The sequence below is a fragment of the Exiguobacterium artemiae 255-15 genome, assembly GCF_000019905.1.
In the GTDB taxonomy this organism is placed as follows: domain Bacteria; phylum Bacillota; class Bacilli; order Exiguobacteriales; family Exiguobacteriaceae; genus Exiguobacterium_A; species Exiguobacterium_A artemiae.
Window position 1 is genome coordinate 52,004 of the sequence record NC_010556.1, and the last position, 20,541, is coordinate 72,544.

At 48.6% G+C, this 20,541-nt stretch carries 19 protein-coding genes and 2 tRNA genes; all 21 read left to right on the forward strand.

The features are described from left to right. The first annotated feature begins 41 nt into the window (after positions 1-41). The 21 genes from rnmV (at position 42) to EXIG_RS00395 (ending at position 20,534) form a co-directional block, all read left to right on the forward strand. Positions 42-602 (forward strand): ribonuclease M5, encoded by a 561-nt coding sequence (gene rnmV, locus EXIG_RS00295; protein ID WP_012368948.1) that lies wholly within the window; start codon positions 42-44, stop codon positions 600-602. Continuing rightward, positions 599-1,477 (forward strand): 16S rRNA (adenine(1518)-N(6)/adenine(1519)-N(6))-dimethyltransferase RsmA, encoded by an 879-nt coding sequence (gene rsmA, locus EXIG_RS00300; protein ID WP_012368949.1) that lies wholly within the window; start codon positions 599-601, stop codon positions 1,475-1,477. The genes rnmV and rsmA overlap by 4 nt, the downstream gene beginning before the upstream one ends. Before the next feature lie 84 nt (positions 1,478-1,561). Next, on the forward strand, positions 1,562-1,801 hold the full coding sequence (locus EXIG_RS00305) for a Veg family protein (protein ID WP_012368950.1): 240 nt from the start codon (positions 1,562-1,564) through the stop codon (positions 1,799-1,801). A 96-nt stretch (positions 1,802-1,897) separates the two neighbouring features. After that, the gene (ispE, locus tag EXIG_RS00310; RefSeq protein ID WP_012368951.1) at positions 1,898-2,758 is read left to right on the forward strand and encodes a 4-(cytidine 5'-diphospho)-2-C-methyl-D-erythritol kinase; all 861 of its coding nucleotides are present in this window, start codon (positions 1,898-1,900) and stop codon (positions 2,756-2,758) included. A 69-nt stretch (positions 2,759-2,827) separates the two neighbouring features. Beyond that, complete coding sequence (gene purR, locus EXIG_RS00315) at positions 2,828-3,667, forward strand: pur operon repressor (RefSeq protein ID WP_012368952.1); 840 nt, start codon at positions 2,828-2,830, stop codon at positions 3,665-3,667. A 162-nt stretch (positions 3,668-3,829) separates the two neighbouring features. After that, on the forward strand, positions 3,830-4,141 hold the full coding sequence (spoVG, locus tag EXIG_RS00320; RefSeq protein WP_012368953.1) for a septation regulator SpoVG: 312 nt from the start codon (positions 3,830-3,832) through the stop codon (positions 4,139-4,141). Positions 4,142-4,308: 167 nt separating this feature from the next. After that, complete coding sequence (gene glmU, locus EXIG_RS00325) at positions 4,309-5,658, forward strand: bifunctional UDP-N-acetylglucosamine diphosphorylase/glucosamine-1-phosphate N-acetyltransferase GlmU (RefSeq protein ID WP_012368954.1); 1,350 nt, start codon at positions 4,309-4,311, stop codon at positions 5,656-5,658. Positions 5,659-5,723: 65 nt separating this feature from the next. Continuing rightward, a complete protein-coding gene (locus tag EXIG_RS00330; protein WP_012368955.1) occupies positions 5,724-6,680 on the forward strand; it encodes a ribose-phosphate diphosphokinase in 957 nt (318 codons plus the stop codon). Positions 6,681-6,787: 107 nt separating this feature from the next. Further along, on the forward strand, positions 6,788-7,345 hold the full coding sequence (gene pth, locus EXIG_RS00335; RefSeq protein ID WP_012368956.1) for an aminoacyl-tRNA hydrolase: 558 nt from the start codon (positions 6,788-6,790) through the stop codon (positions 7,343-7,345). A 54-nt stretch (positions 7,346-7,399) separates the two neighbouring features. Further along, the gene (gene mfd, locus EXIG_RS00340; RefSeq protein WP_012368957.1) at positions 7,400-10,915 is read left to right on the forward strand and encodes a transcription-repair coupling factor; all 3,516 of its coding nucleotides are present in this window, start codon (positions 7,400-7,402) and stop codon (positions 10,913-10,915) included. Continuing rightward, positions 10,912-12,462: a polysaccharide biosynthesis protein gene (locus tag EXIG_RS00345; protein ID WP_012368958.1), complete on the forward strand. Its 1,551-nt coding sequence runs from the start codon at positions 10,912-10,914 to the stop codon at positions 12,460-12,462. The genes mfd and EXIG_RS00345 overlap by 4 nt, the downstream gene beginning before the upstream one ends. Continuing rightward, entirely contained in the window at positions 12,459-13,889 is a 1,431-nt protein-coding gene (gene yabN, locus EXIG_RS00350) for a bifunctional methyltransferase/pyrophosphohydrolase YabN (protein ID WP_012368959.1), read from the forward strand. Before EXIG_RS00345 ends, yabN begins: the two co-directional genes overlap by 4 nt. Then, positions 13,886-14,158: an RNA-binding S4 domain-containing protein gene (locus EXIG_RS00355; protein ID WP_012368960.1), complete on the forward strand. Its 273-nt coding sequence runs from the start codon at positions 13,886-13,888 to the stop codon at positions 14,156-14,158. Before yabN ends, EXIG_RS00355 begins: the two co-directional genes overlap by 4 nt. Before the next feature lie 65 nt (positions 14,159-14,223). Next, a complete protein-coding gene (locus tag EXIG_RS00360) occupies positions 14,224-14,604 on the forward strand; it encodes an FtsB family cell division protein (protein WP_012368961.1) in 381 nt (126 codons plus the stop codon). 82 nt (positions 14,605-14,686) lie between these two features. Continuing rightward, positions 14,687-15,217: a S1 domain-containing RNA-binding protein gene (locus tag EXIG_RS00365; protein ID WP_012368962.1), complete on the forward strand. Its 531-nt coding sequence runs from the start codon at positions 14,687-14,689 to the stop codon at positions 15,215-15,217. 153 nt (positions 15,218-15,370) lie between these two features. Beyond that, positions 15,371-15,447 (forward strand) — tRNA-Met (locus EXIG_RS00370). A 9-nt stretch (positions 15,448-15,456) separates the two neighbouring features. Next, a tRNA-Glu gene (locus EXIG_RS00375) sits at positions 15,457-15,528 on the forward strand. Between the two features lie 81 nt (positions 15,529-15,609). Beyond that, entirely contained in the window at positions 15,610-16,854 is a 1,245-nt protein-coding gene (gene tilS, locus EXIG_RS00380; protein WP_012368963.1) for a tRNA lysidine(34) synthetase TilS, read from the forward strand. 33 nt (positions 16,855-16,887) lie between these two features. Next, complete coding sequence (gene hpt, locus EXIG_RS00385; protein ID WP_012368964.1) at positions 16,888-17,433, forward strand: hypoxanthine phosphoribosyltransferase; 546 nt, start codon at positions 16,888-16,890, stop codon at positions 17,431-17,433. Positions 17,434-17,553: 120 nt separating this feature from the next. Continuing rightward, positions 17,554-19,560, forward strand: a complete 2,007-nt coding sequence (ftsH, locus tag EXIG_RS00390) for an ATP-dependent zinc metalloprotease FtsH (protein ID WP_012368965.1) — start codon at positions 17,554-17,556, stop codon at positions 19,558-19,560. A gap of 212 nt (positions 19,561-19,772) precedes the next feature. Beyond that, a complete protein-coding gene (locus tag EXIG_RS00395; RefSeq protein ID WP_012368966.1) occupies positions 19,773-20,534 on the forward strand; it encodes a type III pantothenate kinase in 762 nt (253 codons plus the stop codon). Positions 20,535-20,541 lie beyond the last annotated feature (7 nt).

Below are 20,541 nucleotides of genomic sequence, written 5' to 3' on the forward strand. Positions count from 1 at the left end.
CAGGTACAATTACGGAAGTGTTTGAAAAAGGTGGAGAAGATATGATGCGGAAACGCTTAAAAGAAGTCATCGTCGTCGAAGGACGCGATGATACGACACGCTTACAGGAAGTATTTGATGTCGATACAATTGAAACGAACGGTTCTGCGGTCAATGAGCAGACCCTACAGCGAATTGCCAAAGCGCTTGAACGGCGCGGTGTCATCGTGTTTACCGATCCGGACTTCCCGGGCGACCGGATTCGGGCCCGGATTAACGAGCGGGTACCGGGATGTAAACAGGCTTACCTGCCACGGGCAGACGCCAAGGATAAACGCGGGAAAATCGGTGTCGAACATGCGTCACCGGAAGCGATTGAACGGGCGCTTGGTGCCGTATATGAGACGGAAGAGCAGCATGATGCGGAAGTGACGCGGGAGATGATTCTCGCAGCGGACTTGATCGGGGGAGCAGCGGCCTCAAAACGCCGGAAACGGCTCGGACAGCTGCTCGCCATCGGTGAACCAAATGCCAAACAACTCGTCAAACGTGTCGCGTCGATCCGGATCACGAAACAAGAATGGGAAGACGCTTTGAAACAGATAGAGGAGGAACAGGATTGAAAGACATCGCAACACTACACCGGACAAAGGAAATCTTGGCGAAGCACGGATTTTCATTCAAAAAGTCCTTGGGACAAAACTTTTTAATCGATTTAAACGTACTCGGAAACATCGTCGGTGCCGCTAATCTGACACCGGACAGCGGTGTGCTTGAGATTGGTCCCGGTATCGGATCGTTGACGGAACAATCAGCAAAACAGGCGAAAAAAGTCGTGGCGCTCGAAATCGACCAGCGGCTCCTGCCGATTTTGGAAGATTCGCTTGCTCCGTATCCGCACGTGAAAGTCATTCACGGGGATGCGCTCGAACTGGATCTTGAAACGATCGTCGATGAAGAGTTTACGCAACAAGGGATTACGGACCTCGCTGTCGTCGCAAACCTGCCTTATTACGTGACGACGCCGATTATCATGCGGATTCTCGAAGCGCGGACACCGTTCCGGACCCTGATCATGATGATTCAAAAAGAAGTGGCGGAACGAATCGGGGCACAGCCGGGAACGAAAGCATACGGTTCCTTGTCGATCGCCATTCAATACTACGCAGAAGCAGAAGTTTGTTTTACGGTTCCGAAACAGGTCTTCATTCCTGCGCCGAACGTCGATTCGGCTGTCATCCGTTTAAACATTCGTAAAGAACCGGCCGTCAAGACACTTGATGAGAAACTCTTCTTCGAAGTAACACGCGCCAGTTTCGCACAACGCCGGAAAACGATTCTGAATAACTTATCCAGCCATTTTGGAAAAGCAGAAAAGGAAGCGGTCGAAGCGGCTTTACATGAAGCCGGCATTGATCCACGCCGCCGTGGCGAGACGCTCAGCCTGCAGGAATTTGCACAACTTGCCGACGCACTTTTGCCGATTAAAAAACGTTGACGGTAGACAAAAGAACAGATATAATATTTCCCCTTCCTAATATTTACTTCATATGCTATAATAAATATTAGTGAGGTGAAGCGTATGCCAAAGACGTTGAACGAAATCAGACATGTATTTGAAACACATGTAGGTGAAAGACTGACGCTAAAAGCAAGCGGCGGTCGTAAAAAGGTCGTAACCCGAATCGGAACGCTCGTTGAGACGTATCCATCGGTGTTTGTAGTCAAGCTAGACGCAGAGCGTCACAATGTCGAGCGAGTTTCTTACAGCTATGCCGACGTTTTAACCGACTCCGTACAAATCGAATTCGCGAATTCGTAAACTTACCTTCCGAAGTGGACAGAAATGTTCGCTTCTTTTTTTGTGCAAAGGTTGATACAATTCGTACAGGAAACGTACTAGAGGAGGAACGGCACGATGACGATTATTGTAAAAGCTCCAGCGAAAATCAATTTAGTATTGGATGCGACGGCGAAACGTCCGGATGGTTATCATGATGTACATATGGTGATGACGACGGTGGATTTGGCAGATCGTCTCGAATTGACGGAATTAGCGTCCGGCGAGATTCGGATGAATGCCCAACATGCTTACGTACCAAATGATGAACGCAACTTAGCGTATAAAGCAGCAGCGGTTTTAAAGGAACGGTTCGACATCAAGAGCGGGGTTGAAATCTACTTAGAAAAACAAATCCCGGTCGCAGCAGGTCTTGCGGGCGGCTCGAGTGACGCGGCCGCAACACTGCGTGGACTGAATGAATTATGGAAGCTCAACCTGACGCTTGAACAGTTGGCGGAAATCGGATCAGAAGTCGGATCGGATGTCCCGTTTTGTGTCATGGGTGGCACCGCGATTGCCACGGGGCGCGGGGAAAAGCTCGAGAAATTAGTCTCTCCTCCGCCTTGTTGGGTTGTACTGGCGAAACCGACCATCGGTGTCTCGACAGCAGATGTGTACGGAGCGCTTGATTTGGAAACAGCGGAACGTCCGGATGTCGGAGCAATGATCGATGCGGTCAAGAACCAAGATTTCACGGCCATTTGTGAATCGCTCGGCAATGTCCTTGAATCCGTGACATTACCGATGCATCCGGAAGTCGAACAAATCAAAGCGTTCATGACAAGTTGTGGAGCAGAAGGTGTCTTGATGAGCGGCAGCGGTCCGACCGTTTTTGCTTTGACGGAACACGAAAATCGGGCGCAGCGTCTCTATAACGGATTACGAGGATTTTGTAATGAAGTCTACGTCGTTCGTCTTTTAGGGGAAAACCATTGATAGTTTCCGTATGAAAATGATATATTCACTATTGAATATTCGGAATTACGGAGAGGTGGAACGATTTAGATGAAAATTCGGAGAAGTGGTCGGCTGGTAGATATGACACGTTACCTGCTGGATCATCCGCATCATCTGGTCTCATTGACGATTTTCGCAGAACGGTACAGCTCTGCGAAATCTTCGATCAGTGAAGATTTAGATATTGTCAGTGAAATGTTGGAGCATGAAGGAACCGGACGACTCGTCACTGTCCCGGGAGCCGCGGGAGGCGTCATGTTCATTCCGACCTGGAGCAGTGAAAAGGCGTTGCCGTTCATTGATGAATTATGTGAACGTGTCGCACGCCCCGATCGTCTGTTGCCGGGAGGCTACTTGTATCTGACGGACTTGCTCGGAGATCCGCGGATGGTGAAACAGATGGGACAAGTGTTTGCTTCTGTCTTCAGCCAGAAAAAAGTCGACGTCGTCATGACGATTGCGACCAAAGGAATCCCGCTTGCTTATGCCGTTGCCGAACAATTGGGTGTACCGTTCGTCATCGTCCGCTCAGACAGCCGGGTGACGGAAGGTTCGACCGTCAGCATCAACTATGTTTCCGGCTCATCGAAAGCAATCCGGACGATGGCTCTTGCGAGACGCAGTTTACCGCGAGGTGCGAACGTCCTGCTGATTGACGATTTCATGAAAGCTGGCGGAACGATCCGGGGGATGATGAGTCTGCTCAGTGAGTTCGAAGCGAACGTGGCAGGTGTCGGTGTGTTGATCGAAGCAGAAGGTGCCGAGAAGAAGATGGTCAATGAGTACGTCAGTCTGATGAAGCTTTCGGATGTTGATGTCGATCTTGGACAGATTCAAGTGAAACGGGGAAATGTCGACCAGTATTTCACAGATGGAGAAAACACCTGAATTTGACACAGATTTTTTTTGTAACTATACTGTAATTATCAAACTTTTGGAAATTATGCGTGAAATGATTGGCAAAAGCTAAACCTTTGAATGTTTTAAGCCGTAAGTAGAAGTAGACAACGAAGAGTTGTGACAACGGTTATAAAAAGGGGTGCGGACAAAATGAATGTCACCGACGTTAAGATTCGTCGCGTCGTAGCAGAGGGTCGAATGAAAGCACTGGCCTCGATTACGCTCGACCACGAATTCGTGGTACATGATTTACGCGTGATCGAAGGAAACAGCGGTCTTTTCGTCGCGATGCCAAGCAAGCGGACACAGGAAGGCATCTTTCGTGATGTCGCCCATCCAATCAATGCATTAATGCGAAAAAAAGTCGAAGATTCAGTATTAGAAGCATATGCGATTCGTGAAGAAAACGGTGAGGCGTCAGAACTTGAACTGGCGGCGCTTGAAGCAACCGATCCTTCCTAACGCGATTGACAGGTCTCCGCCAATGGGAGAACCTGTCTTTTTTTGTGTGTTTTGTCGATTTCCGGTCTGACCTGTCATTGATTCGTTGCGCCATTTTCGTTATAGTGGGAACGAGTGGACTATTTCAGAACGAAATCAACACTAATTTACATGGAGGAGCGACAAGGATGAATCATTTCGCGGTAATTCTAGCAGCGGGTAAAGGCACTCGGATGAAATCAAAGCTCTACAAAGTACTTCACCCAGTAGCTGGGAAACCTATGGTACAACATGTCGTTGATCAGTTGACGACACTTGGTGTCACACGTCAGGTCGTTATTGTCGGTCACGGTGCAGAGTCTGTAAAAGAAGTGCTCGGCACATCGGTGGAATATGCACTTCAAAGTGAGCAGCTTGGCACGGGTCACGCTGTTCAAATGGCAGAACCTGTTCTTGGACAGGAAAAAGGTTCGACACTGGTCGTTTGTGGAGATACACCTCTTTTGACAAGTGAAACGTTACAGTCGCTCTTGCAACACCATGCAGAAACAGGTGCGAAAGTGACTGTTTTGACGGCACATGCGGACGATGCAACAGGATACGGACGAATTGTCCGCGGCGAAGACGGAAACGTCTCGAAAATCGTCGAGCATAAGGATGCGAACGCAGAAGAGCTTCTCATTAAAGAAATCAATACCGGAACATACGTATTTGATAACGAAATGCTGTTCGAAGCACTTAAGCAGGTCAAAAACGATAATGTCCAAGGTGAATATTATTTGCCGGATGTCATCGAAATCGCTAAAGCAGACGGAGAAACGATTGCAGCCTATGCGGCATCGACGTTTGAAGAAACGATTGGTGTCAACGATCGGGTGGCTCTTGCGCAAGCGGAAACGTCAATGCGTAAACGGACAAACGAACATTGGATGCGTCAAGGCGTCACGTTCATCGATCCGGCGTCGACGTACATCGGACCGGATGTCGTCATCGGTTCCGACACAGTCTTGTACCCGGGCACACAGTTGCTCGGTAACACAACAATTGGCTCGGAATGCATCATCGGACCGAATTCGGATATCCGTAACAGTGAAGTCGCTGATCAAGCGGTCGTGCGTCAATCGGTCGTGACGGACAGCAAAATCGGACCAGCAGCACAGGTCGGTCCATTTGCCCATTTACGTCAACAAGCAGTTCTCGGTGCCAACACACGAATCGGTAACTTCGTTGAAGTGAAGAAATCGACTTTTGGTGAAGGCAGTAAATCTGCTCACTTGAGTTACGTCGGTGACGCGACGATCGGCACAAACGTCAACTTAGGTTGCGGATCGATCACCGTGAACTATGATGGAACAAATAAATTCCAAACGGTCATTGAAGACGATGCGTTCATCGGATGTAACGTCAATTTGATCGCGCCGGTCACGGTTGGTAAAAATGCGCTAGTCGCAGCAGGATCAACTGTTACGGACGATGTTCCGGAAAACGGTCTCGCTATCGCACGTGAACGCCAAACAACTAAACCAGATTACCGTTAATTTTTATTCGTTCATTATCCGTCGCTCTACTCGTCTAAACCCAAACAAATGGAGGCCACCTAACCATGTCTACTGTCTTAGAACATGAAATTCGTATTTTCGCACTTAACTCGAACAAACCACTGGCAGAGGAAATCGCTAAAGTCATCGGAATTCCTGTCAGCGAAAGTTCAGTCAAACACTTCAGTGACGGCGAAATTTCAATGAACATCGAAGAAAGCGTCCGTGGGGATGATATTTACATCATTCAATCGACAAGCCAACCGGTCAACGAAAACCTGATGGAACTTCTCATCATGATCGACGCTTTGAAACGTGCTTCGGCCCGGACGATCAACGTCGTTATCCCGTACTACGGATATGCACGTCAAGATCGCAAAGCCCGTTCACGTGAGCCGATCACAGCGAAGCTTGTAGCGAACCTGCTTGAAGTAGCCGGTGCGACACGCGTCGTGACGATGGATCTTCATGCTGCTCAAATCCAAGGATTCTTCGATATTCCAGTAGATCAATTAATGGGTGTTCCCTTGCTTGCTTCTTACTTCGAGAAGAAGAACATCGACCCGAACGAACTCGTCATCGTTTCTCCAGACCATGGCGGCGTAACACGGGCACGTAAATTAGCTGAACAATTAAAAGCACCAATCGCGATCATCGATAAGCGTCGTCCGAAACCGAACGTCGCCGAAGTCATGAACATCGTCGGCCAAGTCGATGGTAAAATTGCGATCATCATCGATGACATCATCGATACAGCGGGTACAATCACGCTTGCTGCCAATGCCTTGATCGAAAACGGAGCGAAGCAAGTGTACGCTTGCTGTACGCACCCGGTTCTCTCCGGTCCAGCCATGGAACGTATCGAAAACTCGGCAATCGAAGAGCTCGTCGTTCTCAACACAATCGATTTGACGCAACGTGAATGTGCAAGCAAAATCAAACAAATCTCGGTTGCACGCTTGTTGGCAGAAGCCATCATCCGTGTCCATGAACAAAAATCAATCAGCCCGCTCTTCAGCTGATTACAAACAGATATGAACGCCAAGGTCCGGTTTTTAAAAATCGGACCCTTGTGCGTTGCTTTTTTCGTCAGCGGGATCCAGATTGGAAAAGTAGAGGAGGTGCCGATATGAAATGTATCGTCGGTTTAGGAAATCCAGGTGCAAAATATACGAATACACGGCATAACATCGGTTTTTTGGCTATTGATGCCCTCGCCAAGGAACATGGCATAAAATTAACAGAGTCTAAGTTTAAAGCCGTCTTCGGAACGGGAATGATTAAAGGGGAACGGGTCGTTCTCGTTAAACCATTGACGTATATGAATTTATCGGGAGAAGCCGTCCGTCCGTTGCTCGATTTCTACAAAATCGCAGTCGAAGATGTCCTTGTCATTTATGATGATCTTGATTTGCCGCTTGAGAAGATGCGCCTGCGTTCAAAAGGGAGTGCCGGTGGTCACAACGGAGTCAAATCGTTGATTCAACATTTAGGAACACAAGACATCAAACGATTGAAACTCGGAGTCGGCCGTCCGCCGGCCCCGATTCAAGTCATCGACTGGGTCTTGATGCCATTTGCCAAATCAGAACAGACGACGTTGCAACATGTGTTGTCTGATTCCGTTAATATCGCAACTGATTTCATCGATACACCGTTTTTAGCTTTGATGAATCGCTATAACTGAACAAAACGCTTTGGGTGACCAAAGCGTTTTTGCTGTCGTCCTAGGAGGGAAAGTATGAAACAACTACAAAATCTGTTACTCGGTATTCCGGAGATCAAAACCGTCCGGGAACGGTTCCGCGACGGGGTCAATGCCCAACTGATCACGGGCCTGATGAATAGCGGGAAAGCGTTATTCATCGCTGGCATTTACCAAGAGACGAAAAAACGATTCGTCATCGTGACTCATAACATGTTCCAGGCTCAAAAATTATATGATGATTTAATTGAACTTGTTCCCGAGCAGGACGTGATGTTGTATCCGGTCGACGAAACGCTTGCCGCTGAATTATCATACGGCGCAAGCCCCGAACTTCGGGCAACCCGAATCGAGACCCGTCATCGTCTGTTGACGACGGACGACGGTATTTTAATCATTCCGCTTGTCGGTCTGAGACGATATGTTCCGACGGCATCTGACTTTTTAGATCATACGAAACGGATCAAACCGGGGGATGTCTTATCGATTCCGGACTTCATTCAGGAATTGGTCGATGCCGGATACGAACGGACAGCGACGGTGACGACGCCCGGAGAATTCGCGGTCCGCGGAAGCATCATCGATCTATATCCGTTGACTGTCGAACGTCCTTATCGGCTCGACTTATTTGATGAAGAAGTCGATTCGATTTATACATTCGATGCCGAGACCCAACGTTCACTTGGTGTCATCGCAGAAGCGTTAGTGCCTCCGGCGACGGAACATTTTGCAACACGCGAAGGATTGAAGACGGCGGGTGACAAGTTACGCCGTCTGTATGATGCGACGAAGGAACGGGTTCAAAGTACGGAAGTATTGGCTGCCCTTGAAGAAGGAATTGCCTATGACGTCGAAGTGCTTGAAGGCGGGGACCGTCCGAAACAACTCGCGAAGTATGCGCCGCTTTTATATGAAACGACGTTGCTTGACGATATTAAGGATGCTGTTTTGATTGTGGATGAAGTGGCCCGGATTGAAGAAGCGGCCGAAGTGCAGGATACAGAAGAAGCGGAATGGATGGCTTCGTTGATCGAACGGGGACAAAGTGTCAGTGACTATACGTTATCGGTTCCGATGCTGAATGTGTTCAAGCAACGGCAATTGCTTTATTTATCGTTGCTTCCGACACGGCGTAGCGGTGTGCCGGAAAGTGCGGCGATTCATTTCAGTATTAAGCCGATTGCTCCGTTCCATGGACAGATGGAACGATTGAAACAGGAAGTCGACCGGTATGGTCGGGCGGATATGTGGATGGTCTTTCTGGCAAGCAACCGGGAACGGGCGGAACGCATGCGGCAGACGTTATCCGATTACGGGGTCGAAGCGTCTCTGCATACGACGGAAGATGAAATCCGTCGCGGACATCCGTCCATCTTAATCGGCGGTATTCATGGCGGATTTGAGATGACAAACGCCCGTCTTGTCGTCATCACGGAAGAAGAAGTCTTTAAACAGCCGGCACGACGACGGAAACAAACGACGAAACTGACGAATGCCGAACGAATCAAAAGTTATCAGGAACTGAAGACCGGTGATTACGTCGTCCATATCCATCACGGAATCGGTCGTTATCACGGCATCAAGACGATTGATGTCGCCGGCAATCACCAAGACTACCTGCATTTGATTTATGCCGGTGAGGATTCCCTGTATGTCCCGGTCGATCAAATCGACTTAATCCAGAAGTATGTCGGGGCGGAAGGGAAAGAGCCGAAGATTTACAAACTGGGTGGGATGGAATGGAAGAAGGTCAAGGCGAAGGTTCAAAAATCCGTCGAGGATATCGCGGATGAACTGATTAAGCTGTACGCGGCACGTGAAGCGGCCGTCGGCTTTGCCTTCCCCGAGGATGATGACAGTACACAGGCTTTTGAAGCATCCTTCCCTTACGAGGAAACCGTCGACCAACTCCGGTCGATCGAAGAAATCAAAAAAGACATGGAGCGCCCGCGTCCGATGGATCGTCTGTTATGCGGGGATGTCGGTTACGGGAAAACGGAAGTTGCCATTCGGGCTGCCTTTAAAGCAGTCATGGCAGGCAAACAGGTCGCACTGCTCGTTCCGACGACGGTTCTCGCCCAACAGCATTATGAAACGATGCTCGAACGCTTCAGTGACTGGCCGATTAACGTCTCCGTCATGAGTCGTTTCCGCTCGGCAGCGGAACTGAAAGCCACGAAAAAGGGCTTGAAGGAAGGAACAATTGATGTCGTCGTCGGCACCCATCGTGTCCTGTCCAAAGATGTCCAGTTTGCCGACGTCGGGTTGCTGATTATTGATGAAGAACAACGTTTTGGTGTTAAGCATAAAGAACGGTTGAAGCAGTTGAAGACGAATGTCGATGTGCTGACACTGACGGCGACCCCGATTCCACGGACGCTGCATATGTCGATGATCGGGATCCGTGATTTATCAGTCCTCGAGACACCGCCGGAAAATCGTTATCCGGTCCAGACGTATGTCATGGAGTATGACGGAATCGTCATGCGCGAAGCACTCGAACGTGAACTTGGACGGGGTGGACAAGCCTTCTTTCTCTATAACCGTGTCGAAGGAATCGAACGGAAAGCGGAAGAAATCCGGGCTCTCGTTCCGGAAGCACGTGTTGTCACTGCCCACGGGCGGATGACGGAAACAGAACTTGAAAGTCAGTTGATTGCTTTCTTCGAAGGGGATGCGGACGTCCTGGTCAGTACGACAATCATTGAGACGGGAATTGACATTCCGAACGTCAATACGTTGATTGTCAACGATGCCGATCAGATGGGTCTGTCGCAGTTGTATCAATTACGCGGTCGGGTGGGCCGGTCGAGTCGTGTCGCCTATTCCTACTTCACGTACCGTCCGCAAAAACGATTGACGGAAGTCGCGGAGAGCCGTCTGCAAGCGATCAAGGAATTCACGGAACTCGGAAGCGGATTTAAGATTGCGATGCGCGATTTATCGATACGCGGTGCCGGAAACTTACTCGGCTCACAACAATCTGGTTTCATCGATTCTGTCGGATTTGATTTGTACTCACAAATGCTGTCGGAAGCGGTCGAAGAACGGAAAGAACGGATGAAGGGCAGAAAAAAAGTTCAGAAATTCGTTCCGGACTTCACGTTCAGCCTCGATGCCTATATTCCAAGCCACTATATGGCGGACTCGGAACTCAAAATCGAGTTCTACAAACGTTTGAAGTATGTCGATACACCGGAAAGCCTGGAATCACTGGAAACGGAAATGTTGGAGCGTTTCGGAGAATTCCCGACTGAAGTCGCACGGTTGATTCAATTGACACGAATGCGAATCTTTGCCGAACGGGCACGGGTCGAACGGGTCAAACAAACAGATCCGAAAATCGAAATCGTCTTGTCTGAACAGACGACACAAACGTTGGATGTAGCGGATTTCGTGAAATGGACCGTTCCGATCGGACGTGGTCTTGGTATGGGGCAGGAAGAAGGAAAGCTGGTATTGACACTAAACCGCGGCAAACAAACCGTACAACAGATGACAGAGCAAGCCGAACGGTTACTGGCTGAGATTGACCGCCGGATCGTACAATGAGTCAACGAAGGACGATTGCGCAGGGGGCAGCCCTGCTCGCCATTTCGAGCTATGTCTCGAAATTGTTGAGTTTCTTTTACCGGATTCCGTATCAAAATATGGCGGGGGACTTCGGTTTATACGTCTATCAAACCGTTTATCCGGTCTTTGCCATCGCGGCGGCACTCGGTATTTACGCTTTACCGGTCGTCGTAGCCAAGTTGACGTTGCATCATCCGGAAGAAAAACGCGAAGTCTTATGGTCGATTTTCTTTGTCCTGCTCGCGATGTCGCTGACATTAGGGACGATTGGTTGGTGGGTTGCTCCTGAAGTCGCTGCCTTGTTCGGTGACGAACAACTTGTTCAACCGCTCCGTGCCGTCACGTTTACCTTCTATCTGTTACCGGTCATTGCTGTATTGCGCGGAATGTTTCAAGCGGATCTTGAAATGCGTCCGACGGCGTTCTCGCAAATCACGGAAAACGCCGTTCGGGTCTGTTTATTGCTGATCGTGACGTACTACGGTGTGCAAGCCGGAGCGAATCCTTATCAAGTCGGCGCAAACGCGCATATGACAGCACTCGGCGGAAGCATTGCGTCGCTCGCCCTGTTGTTACGCTTTGCGAAAGGAAAAATCGGTCGTCCTGTCATCTCAGGTCGTCATCTCCGGCGTGTCGGACGTGTTTTGTTGACGAGTGGTCTCGCAGTCAGTATCGCATCGCTCGCTTTGCTGCTGATGCAACTGATTGACGGACTGACCTTCGTCAACTTACTCGGAGACTCAATGGAGACGAAGATTGAAAAAGGGATTTTTGACCGAGGATACCCTCTGTTGCAGTTTGCGATTTTGTTCGCGACCTCGATCAGTTTGGCGAGCGTTCCGACGTTATTGATGGAATACCGGAAACGTAATGACACAGCGACAAAGTTGCATCTTGAGACCCTGTTGCGGTCCGGACTGTTGATAGCAGCTGCGGCAACCGTCGGACTCGTTGGGGTCATGCGTCCGTTAAACATCGCCTTGTATCAGGATGATAACGGGACAGCCGCACTCAGCTGGTTGGCGGCAACGGCTTTCACGGCCTCCCTGTCCATGATCATCGTATCGTGCCTGCAATCCGTCGATGCGGAAAAATATGCGTTCGTCGGCGTGGTCGCGGGTCTGTTAATCAAACTCGGCCTCAATATTTACTTGATTCCCCTGTATGGCATGGTCGGTGCCGGTATGGCGACGTTCGGTGGGTTTGCGGTTATGGCGGCAGCCCAGCTGTTGTTGCTCAATCGAAAGTTTGGCCGGGTGACGGCAGGACGTCCTTTTTACGTTCGTCTTTTGAAGGCCGTCATTCCGATGGCTCTGTTTTTATACATCATCGAACAACTGTTTCGCCTGTCCGGCTGGGAAAACCGGATCGGAGCAACACTCGAGGTGGGTTTACTCGTCTTGGGTGGAGCAGGTGTTTTCTGTCTGTTTGCCTTACGGATGGGTGTATTGACGGAACGGGAATGGGCATTGTTGCCGTTTGGGGAAAAATTATATCGAATGCATCAGCATAGGAGGATCATATGATACATCAGATTACAGTCGTCGGCCTCGGCGTCGGGGAACTCGAACAGTTACCGTACGGGATCTATAAACGACTGAAAGAAACAAAACAACCGATTTACCTGCGAACGGCAGATCATCCTGTCGTTTCAGAATTGATGGCAGAGGGAATGAAATTTACATCGTTTGATTCCGTGTACGAAAAACATGATCAGTTTGAAGGCGTCTACCGTGAAATTGTGGCGACGTTACTTGAACAAGCTGAAAAGGAACCGATCATCTATGCGGTTCCGGGTCATCCGCTCGTCGCGGAGAGTACGGTCCAACAGTTACTCGCGCAAACGGAACATCTGGACATCATCGGCGGTCAAAGTTTCCTTGACCCGATGTTTGCCGCAGTCGGCGTTGATCCGATTGAAGGATTTCAATTACTCGATGCGACAGCCTTTGATATCGATGAAGCGCAGATCCGCCAGCATCTGCTGATCGGACAAGTCTATGATCAATTGGTCGCAGGTGATTTAAAGGTAATGCTGATGGAGCGTTATCCCGACGAACATAATGTGACACTGGTAACGGCAGCAGGGACAAGTCGGCAACACGTAACGACGGTTCCGCTTCATGAACTGGATCACATCACGACACTCAGTAACCTGACAACGGTTTATGTACCGCCTGTCACCGATCAAACGGTCTTGAATCGTGACTTCACGACACTTAAGCACATCATCGCCCGGTTGCGGGGAGAAGGCGGCTGTCCTTGGGACCAGGAGCAGACGCACGAATCGCTCAAAAAACATTTAATCGAAGAATCTTACGAATTACTGGAAGCAATCGACCTTCAGGACGATAACTTAATGATAGAAGAATTAGGGGATGTCTTGCTCCAAGTCATGCTCCATGCTCAAATCGGTCTCGATGAAGGATATTTTGATGTCCGGGACGTTATCGGCAGTGTCAGCGATAAGATGATCCGCCGACACCCGCATGTCTTTGGAGATGTAGAAGTCGACTCGGCTGCGGACGTCGTCAACAACTGGCAGGAAATCAAGGCCCAGGAAAAATCGGACCGGACCTATCTGTTGGATGGTGTCACTAAGGGAGCACCCGCCTTGTTGCGCGCAGAACAGATTCAAAAAAAGGTCGCCCGGGTCGGATTCGAATGGGAGACGGTTGCCGGTGCACTGGATAAAGTCCAAGAAGAGATTCAAGAATTAAAAGAGGCTCCGGCAGAGGAGCAGTTGGGTGAATTCGGCGACATTCTGTTCTCACTCGCTCTCGTCGGCAAGTATATGGAGTTATCGGCAGAAGATGCGTTACAACAAACGAATGACAAATTCATCCGCCGTTTTACACGGATGGAACAATTGGCTGATCGTCCGTTGACAGAATTATCGCTTACGGAACAGGATGCCTTATGGAATCAATCAAAGCAGGAGGAACAGTCATGAGACTCGATAAATTTTTAAAAGTATCTCGTTTAATCAAACGCCGGACCCTGGCGAAAGAGGTTGCCGACCAAGGCCGTATCAAAATCAACGGACTTGTCGCAAAAGCAAGCAGTACGGTTGCAGTCGGGGATGAAATGACAATCCGCTTCGGAAATAAGATTGTCACGGTTCAAATCGACAGCATCAAAGAACATGCGAAAAAAGAAGAAGCGTCGGATATGTATCAAATCATTCGTGAAGAAAAAGTGAATTCCGAAGAATCGATGTAATTTGGTTGAAAAAGGAAGTATACTAGAGAGTGTCAGAGATGACCACTCGGATAAGGAGGGATGATATGCCAGCACCATTGGAATCAGGGCGTGATACTCCGCCCAAGATCAAACCGCTGAATGACCGGAAAAAACAGTTGAGTCAAAATGCAATCGAAAACCGTTTACGTCTGAAGAGGCGCTTCTTAGTCTGTATGTCGATCTTTCTTATTGTCCTGTCCCTGATGGGGTGGTCATATATCGAGAAAAAACAACTGATCGCTGAACAGAAGCAGTCGTTTCAGGTAGCGAACCAAGAACAGGCGAAGGCAGAAAAAGAAACGGTTCGTCTGAAAGAAGAGATTGAACGATTGAATGATAAGAAGTATGTTGCGAACTTAGCGAGAAGTGAACTACTGTACTCGAAAAAAGGCGAAACAATTTTCTATTTTTCACCGGAAGATTAAACGAAGGTTCTCGATTGATTGAAAAAATGTAGAATCACTCGTATAATAAGAAAGAATCAACTAAAAAGGAGCAATACAATTTATGTCGATTGAAGTAGGCAGCAAAGTACAAGGGAAAGTTACAGGCATCACCAATTTCGGCGCGTTCGTAGAATTACCGACGGGTAAGACAGGTCTTGTTCACATCAGTGAAGTAGCAGATTCTTACGTTAAAGATATCAATGATGTCTTGACAGTCGGACAAGAAATCACGGTTAAAGTGTTGAGTGTAGAGAACGACGGTAAAATCGGTCTTTCGATTAAGAAAGCAGTCGATCGTCCAGAAGGCGAACGTCCTCGTCCTCCAGCTCGTCAATTTGATCGCGGACCACGTCCGGCAGGTCAAGACCGTGGACCACGTTCGTTCGATAACAAAGGACCACGTGGCGGAAGTGGCGGCGGTGGAAACCGTGGTGGCTTTAACAAAGGTGGCCGTGGCGCACCAGCTCCACGCAAAGAGCAAACGTTCGATACGTTGATGACTAGTTTCCTCAAAGATAGTGAAGATCGTCTTGCGACATTGAAACGACAAACCGATTCAAAACGTGGCGGACGCGGTGCTAAACGTCAATAACTTGCTGACCTGTTCTTTATAAGAATAGAGATGGAATGACGCCGTTCATTCCATCTTTTATTTTTTTAAAATTATTTTTATAAAAAGCGTTGACAATTATTTGACTCCACCGTATTATAGAAAATGTGCTTAAGACGCACGCGTTCAAAATATGGCGGTGTAGCTCAGCTGGCTAGAGCGTACGGTTCATACCCGTGAGGTCGTGGGTTCGACTCCCTCCGCCGCTACCATATTTTTTTGGCCCGTTGGTCAAGCGGTTAAGACACCGCCCTTTCACGGCGGTAACACGGGTTCGATTCCCGTACGGGTCATTCTGTAAAAAAGCTATCTCTATTTTATATAGAGGTAGCTTTTTTCGTTTAAGTGATTTTATTCATTAAGGGGGACCGGGCATGGAATTCGAGATTCATCTTCCGAAAGAACCTTTATTGGTTGCTGTTTCCGGCGGTTGTGATTCAATGGTACTGGCGCACCTTTTATATGAAGCGAATCATGATCTCATGATTGTTCATGTTCATCATGGTCTGCGTAAAGAATCGGATGAAGAAGCGGAAGCTGTCCGCGCTTGGGCGGAGGCGAGACGAGTAGGCATTCGGATGACCCGTCTCGAGTGGGAAGGTCAAGCACCGAGCCAAGCAGCTTGCCGGACGAGACGGTATGCCTTTTTTCAAGAGGTCATGGCGGAGACAGGACGCCGGCACCTCGTCCTAGCGCATCACCGGGACGATCAACTGGAGACGCTGTTGATTCAGTTGATCCGGGGAGAAGCCGGCGTCGACGGCATTCCCCGAATCCGTTCTTTTGCGACAGGACAGATCCATCGGCCGTTGTTGCCGTATTCGAAACAACAATTGTATGACTATGCCAAAGCCCGTCAAGTCGTCTGGCATGAAGACGAGACGAATGCCGGCACCAAATATTTGCGGAATCAGATGCGGCACCGGCTCCTGCCGTTACTCGCAGAACTTCGTCCGGGCTATGAAGAAGCAACGGTTCAGGCGGCGATGGTTCGTTACGAGCAAAAACAGGAACACTTGAAGTATGTCACGTCATACGTCAAGGAACAGATGACGGATCGCGGACTGCCTCTGGAGGCGATTCAAAAACTGCCTACTGACTTCAGGCGGCTCGTTCTGCGTGCCTTGTTGCCTGACCACGACTTCACTTCCGAAGACTACAATCGATTTTTGACATTGTTACGAGTAGATATGCCGTCCGGTGAAGTGTATTATGGAAACTGGAGGATTCAGCGTACATATGGCTATGTGACATGTGTCCGTTGTCCGGAAAAGAACCTGCTTCCGGAAGCACTGGAAGTGGGAATCGATTTGGGCACTTATCATTATGGTGAACAAACGATTACGTTCTCTCGCACGACGACCGGCATTCCGTTTTCGGCCGTCCAGTTTCCGCTGACGATCCGGAGCGTCTTGCCGGGTGATCGGATTCGACTGGCGGTCGGCACGAAAAAAGTGAGTCGTATTCTTGTGGATGCGAAGGTTCCGCGGGCATCGCGGGCAGAAATTCCGGTTGTCGTGGATGCGGCAGGACAAGTTCTGGCGGTCATTGGACATCGAATTGCAATATTCGGGTCATTTGAACTCCTCGCAGAATCGTGTTTAATGATAGAATGGTAATGTAGTGTTTAAAATGGAGGAGGAATACCCAGCATGACGTTAATGAATGATATGGAAAAAGTACTGATTTCAGAAGAAGAGATCCAACATAAAGTCGGTGAACTCGCCGGTGAACTGACAGCAGATTACGGAGATCGTTTCCCACTCCTCGTATGTGTCCTGAAAGGCGCTATGCCGTTCATGTCAGATCTCGTCAAAAAGATGGACATGCATCTTGAAATGGACTTCATGGATGTCTCGACATACCACGGCGGGACAACATCAACAGGTGAAGTCAAGATTGAAAAGGATTTAAACACCTCTGTAGAAGGACGTGACATCCTGATTGTCGAAGATATTATCGACAGCGGATTAACGTTAGGCTACCTCGTGGACCTCTTTAAATACCGGAAAGCGAAATCTGTGAAAATCGTGACATTGCTTGATAAGCCAAGCGGTCGTAAAAACGATTTACATGCCGATTACAGCGGTTTTGTCATTCCACATGAGTTCGTTGTTGGTTATGGTCTGGACTATGAAGAAAAATATCGTAACCTTCCTTATGTTGGTGTCTTGAAACCAGCAGTCTACGGTGGCTAATTATTTTTAATCTTGACTGTCACATGATAAGATGAAACCAATTACAAAGCGCGCTTTGCCGCGTTAGGATTCGTATCGATTGAAGAAAATCAATCAATTGATGCGGAGAGGAGGCCTACGATGAACCGAGCAGTGAAGAATACCCTTGTGTTTGGGGTCATTTTTCTAGCTTTGATCTTGTTTCTGCAATACTTGCAGAGTCCAGTGAACAAAAGCAAAGAAATCAATTACACACAGTTTGTCGAGTCAGTTGAAAAAGGTGATGTGAAGACGGCGACGTTCCAATATGAGGGACAGACGTACAACGTCACAGGTGAATTACGTGAAAAAGATACGACATATGAAACGGTCGTACCGGCTGTTGATACAGAGTTGACGGATTTGTACACGCAATTGCGCAGTCAAAACGTCAAGATGGACTTTAAAGCAGCAGAAACAAACGGTGGTTGGATTGCGCTATTGACGACAATCGTGCCATTCATCATCATCTTCATCCTATTCTTCTTCTTGATTAATCAAGCACAAGGTGGCGGCGGCGGCGGTCGTGTCATGAACTTCGGTAAATCGAAGGCGCGCCTGTACGATACAGAAAAGAAAAAGATTACATTTGACGACGTGGCAGGAGCAGACGAGGAGAAACAAGAACTCGTCGAAGTCGTTGAATTCTTGAAAGATCCACGCAAGTTTGCCCGTCTCGGTGCCCGTATTCCAAAAGGTGTCCTCCTTGTAGGTCCTCCAGGTACAGGTAAAACGCTGTTGGCACGTGCCGCAGCTGGTGAAGCCGGCGTCCCGTTCTTCTCGATTTCAGGTTCTGACTTCGTTGAGATGTTTGTCGGGGTCGGAGCATCCCGTGTCCGTGACTTGTTTGAAAATGCGAAGAAAAACGCACCATGTATCATCTTCATCGATGAAATCGATGCCGTCGGTCGCCAACGTGGCGCCGGTCTCGGTGGTGGACATGATGAGCGCGAACAAACATTGAACCAACTTCTCGTTGAGATGGATGGATTCAGTGAAAACGAAGGGATCATCATGATTGCCGCAACGAACCGTGCGGACATCCTGGACCCTGCGTTACTTCGTCCAGGTCGTTTTGACCGTCAAATTACGGTTGAGCGTCCGGATGTCGTCGGACGTGAAGCGGTCCTTAAAGTACACGCACGCAACAAGCCGCTCGATACAACGGTTGATTTAAAAGCCATTGCGCAACGTACACCGGGATTCTCGGGTGCGGATCTTGAAAACCTCTTGAACGAAGCAGCACTTATCGCAGCCCGTACGGACCGCGACAAGATTTCAATCGTTGACTTGGAAGAAGCGATCGACCGTGTCATCGCAGGACCTGCGAAGAAGAGTCGGATCATTTCACCAAAAGAGAAAAAAATCGTGGCGTGGCATGAAGCCGGTCATACCATCATCGGTGTAACACTCGATGATGCGGATGAAGTCCATAAAGTAACAATCGTTCCCCGCGGAAATGCTGGCGGTTACGTCATCATGCTTCCAAAAGAGGACCGTTACTTCATGACAAAACCGGAACTTGAAGACAAAATCACCGGATTACTCGGTGGTCGTGTCGCGGAAGATATCGTCTTCGGTGAAGTTTCTACTGGAGCAAGCAATGACTTCCAGCGTGCGACAGGTCTTGCCCGTAAGATGGTCATGGAATTCGGAATGAGTGAAAAACTCGGACCGCTTCAGTTTGGTTCCGGTCAAGGCGGAAATGTCTTCTTAGGACGTGACTTCCAAAACGAACAGAACTATTCAGATGCGATTGCCCATGAAATCGATATGGAAATTCAAGCGATCATCAACAAGTGTTACCAAAAAGCGAAGACGATCTTAACGGAGAAACGCGATCAGCTTGATTTGATTGCAACAACGTTACTTGAAGTCGAAACACTGGATCAAAAACAAATTCACCATCTCTTAGAGACAGGCGAATACAAAAAGCATGAGCCTGCCGCTATTACAGAACCAAAAGCAGAAGAGAAAACGCCGGAATCGACGACACCTGTCATCGATCAACCGACAGAATCTCCGACGCAACGCGGCTCTGTCATCGATGAAGGGCAAAATGTCGATACGGAAAATCCAGATCAACCACGTCGGGATGATCAAATCTGATTTTTGATTTCTTCCTGTCTGTTTGACAGAAAAGACAGCAGAAATGAGACGGATGATTCGTTCGCGTGAGAGGTCAGCATTCCTAACTGGAGTGCTGATCTCTTTTTTAGTGGTACCGATTCGCAGCACGCACTTCGATAGGTGATGACCAATCTGCATGGTATAATCACAGCGTATAATTCAGTTATCGTCAGAGAAAAGTGGGGAATCAGATGATTTTAGTAATCGATGTAGGAAATACGAATATCGTCCTTGGGGTATATGATGAACAAACCCTTCTGCAACATTGGCGGATTGCTACGGACCGGACCCGGACAACCGATGAATATGGCATGCTGGTGAAAGCACTGTTTCGTGATGCAGAGTTAAACGTGGAAGACATTGAGGGAATCGTGTTATCATCTGTCGTACCCCCTGTCGTGTTTCCGCTCGAAAACATGTGCGTCCGTTATTTCAACCGGCGTCCATTCGTAATCGGACCCGGAATCAAGACAGGACTTGACTTGAAAGTCGATAATCCAAGAGAAGTTGGAGCCGACCGGATCGTTAATGCCGTCGCAGCGACGGTCAAATACGATGGTCCTTTGATCATCGTCGATTTTGGAACAGCAACGACCTATTGTTATATCGATGCACAAAAACGCTATTACGGTGGAATCATTTCACCGGGTGTCATGGTGTCGACAGAAGCACTTTATAATAAGGCGGCGAAATTACCGCGGATTGAGATTGCCAAACCGCAGTCGACGATCGGCCGCAATACGGTACATGCGATGCAGTCTGGAACGTATTTCGGATACGTCGCGCAAGTCGATGGACTCGTCCATCGGATGAAAGAGGAAATGGGAGAAGCGACTGTCATTGCGACAGGTGGACTTGCCCGACTAATCAGTGAGGAATCTGCAACGATTAAAATCGTCGATCCATTTTTGACGCTTGACGGGTTGCGGATTATCTACGAACGAAATAAGTGAGGGAAAA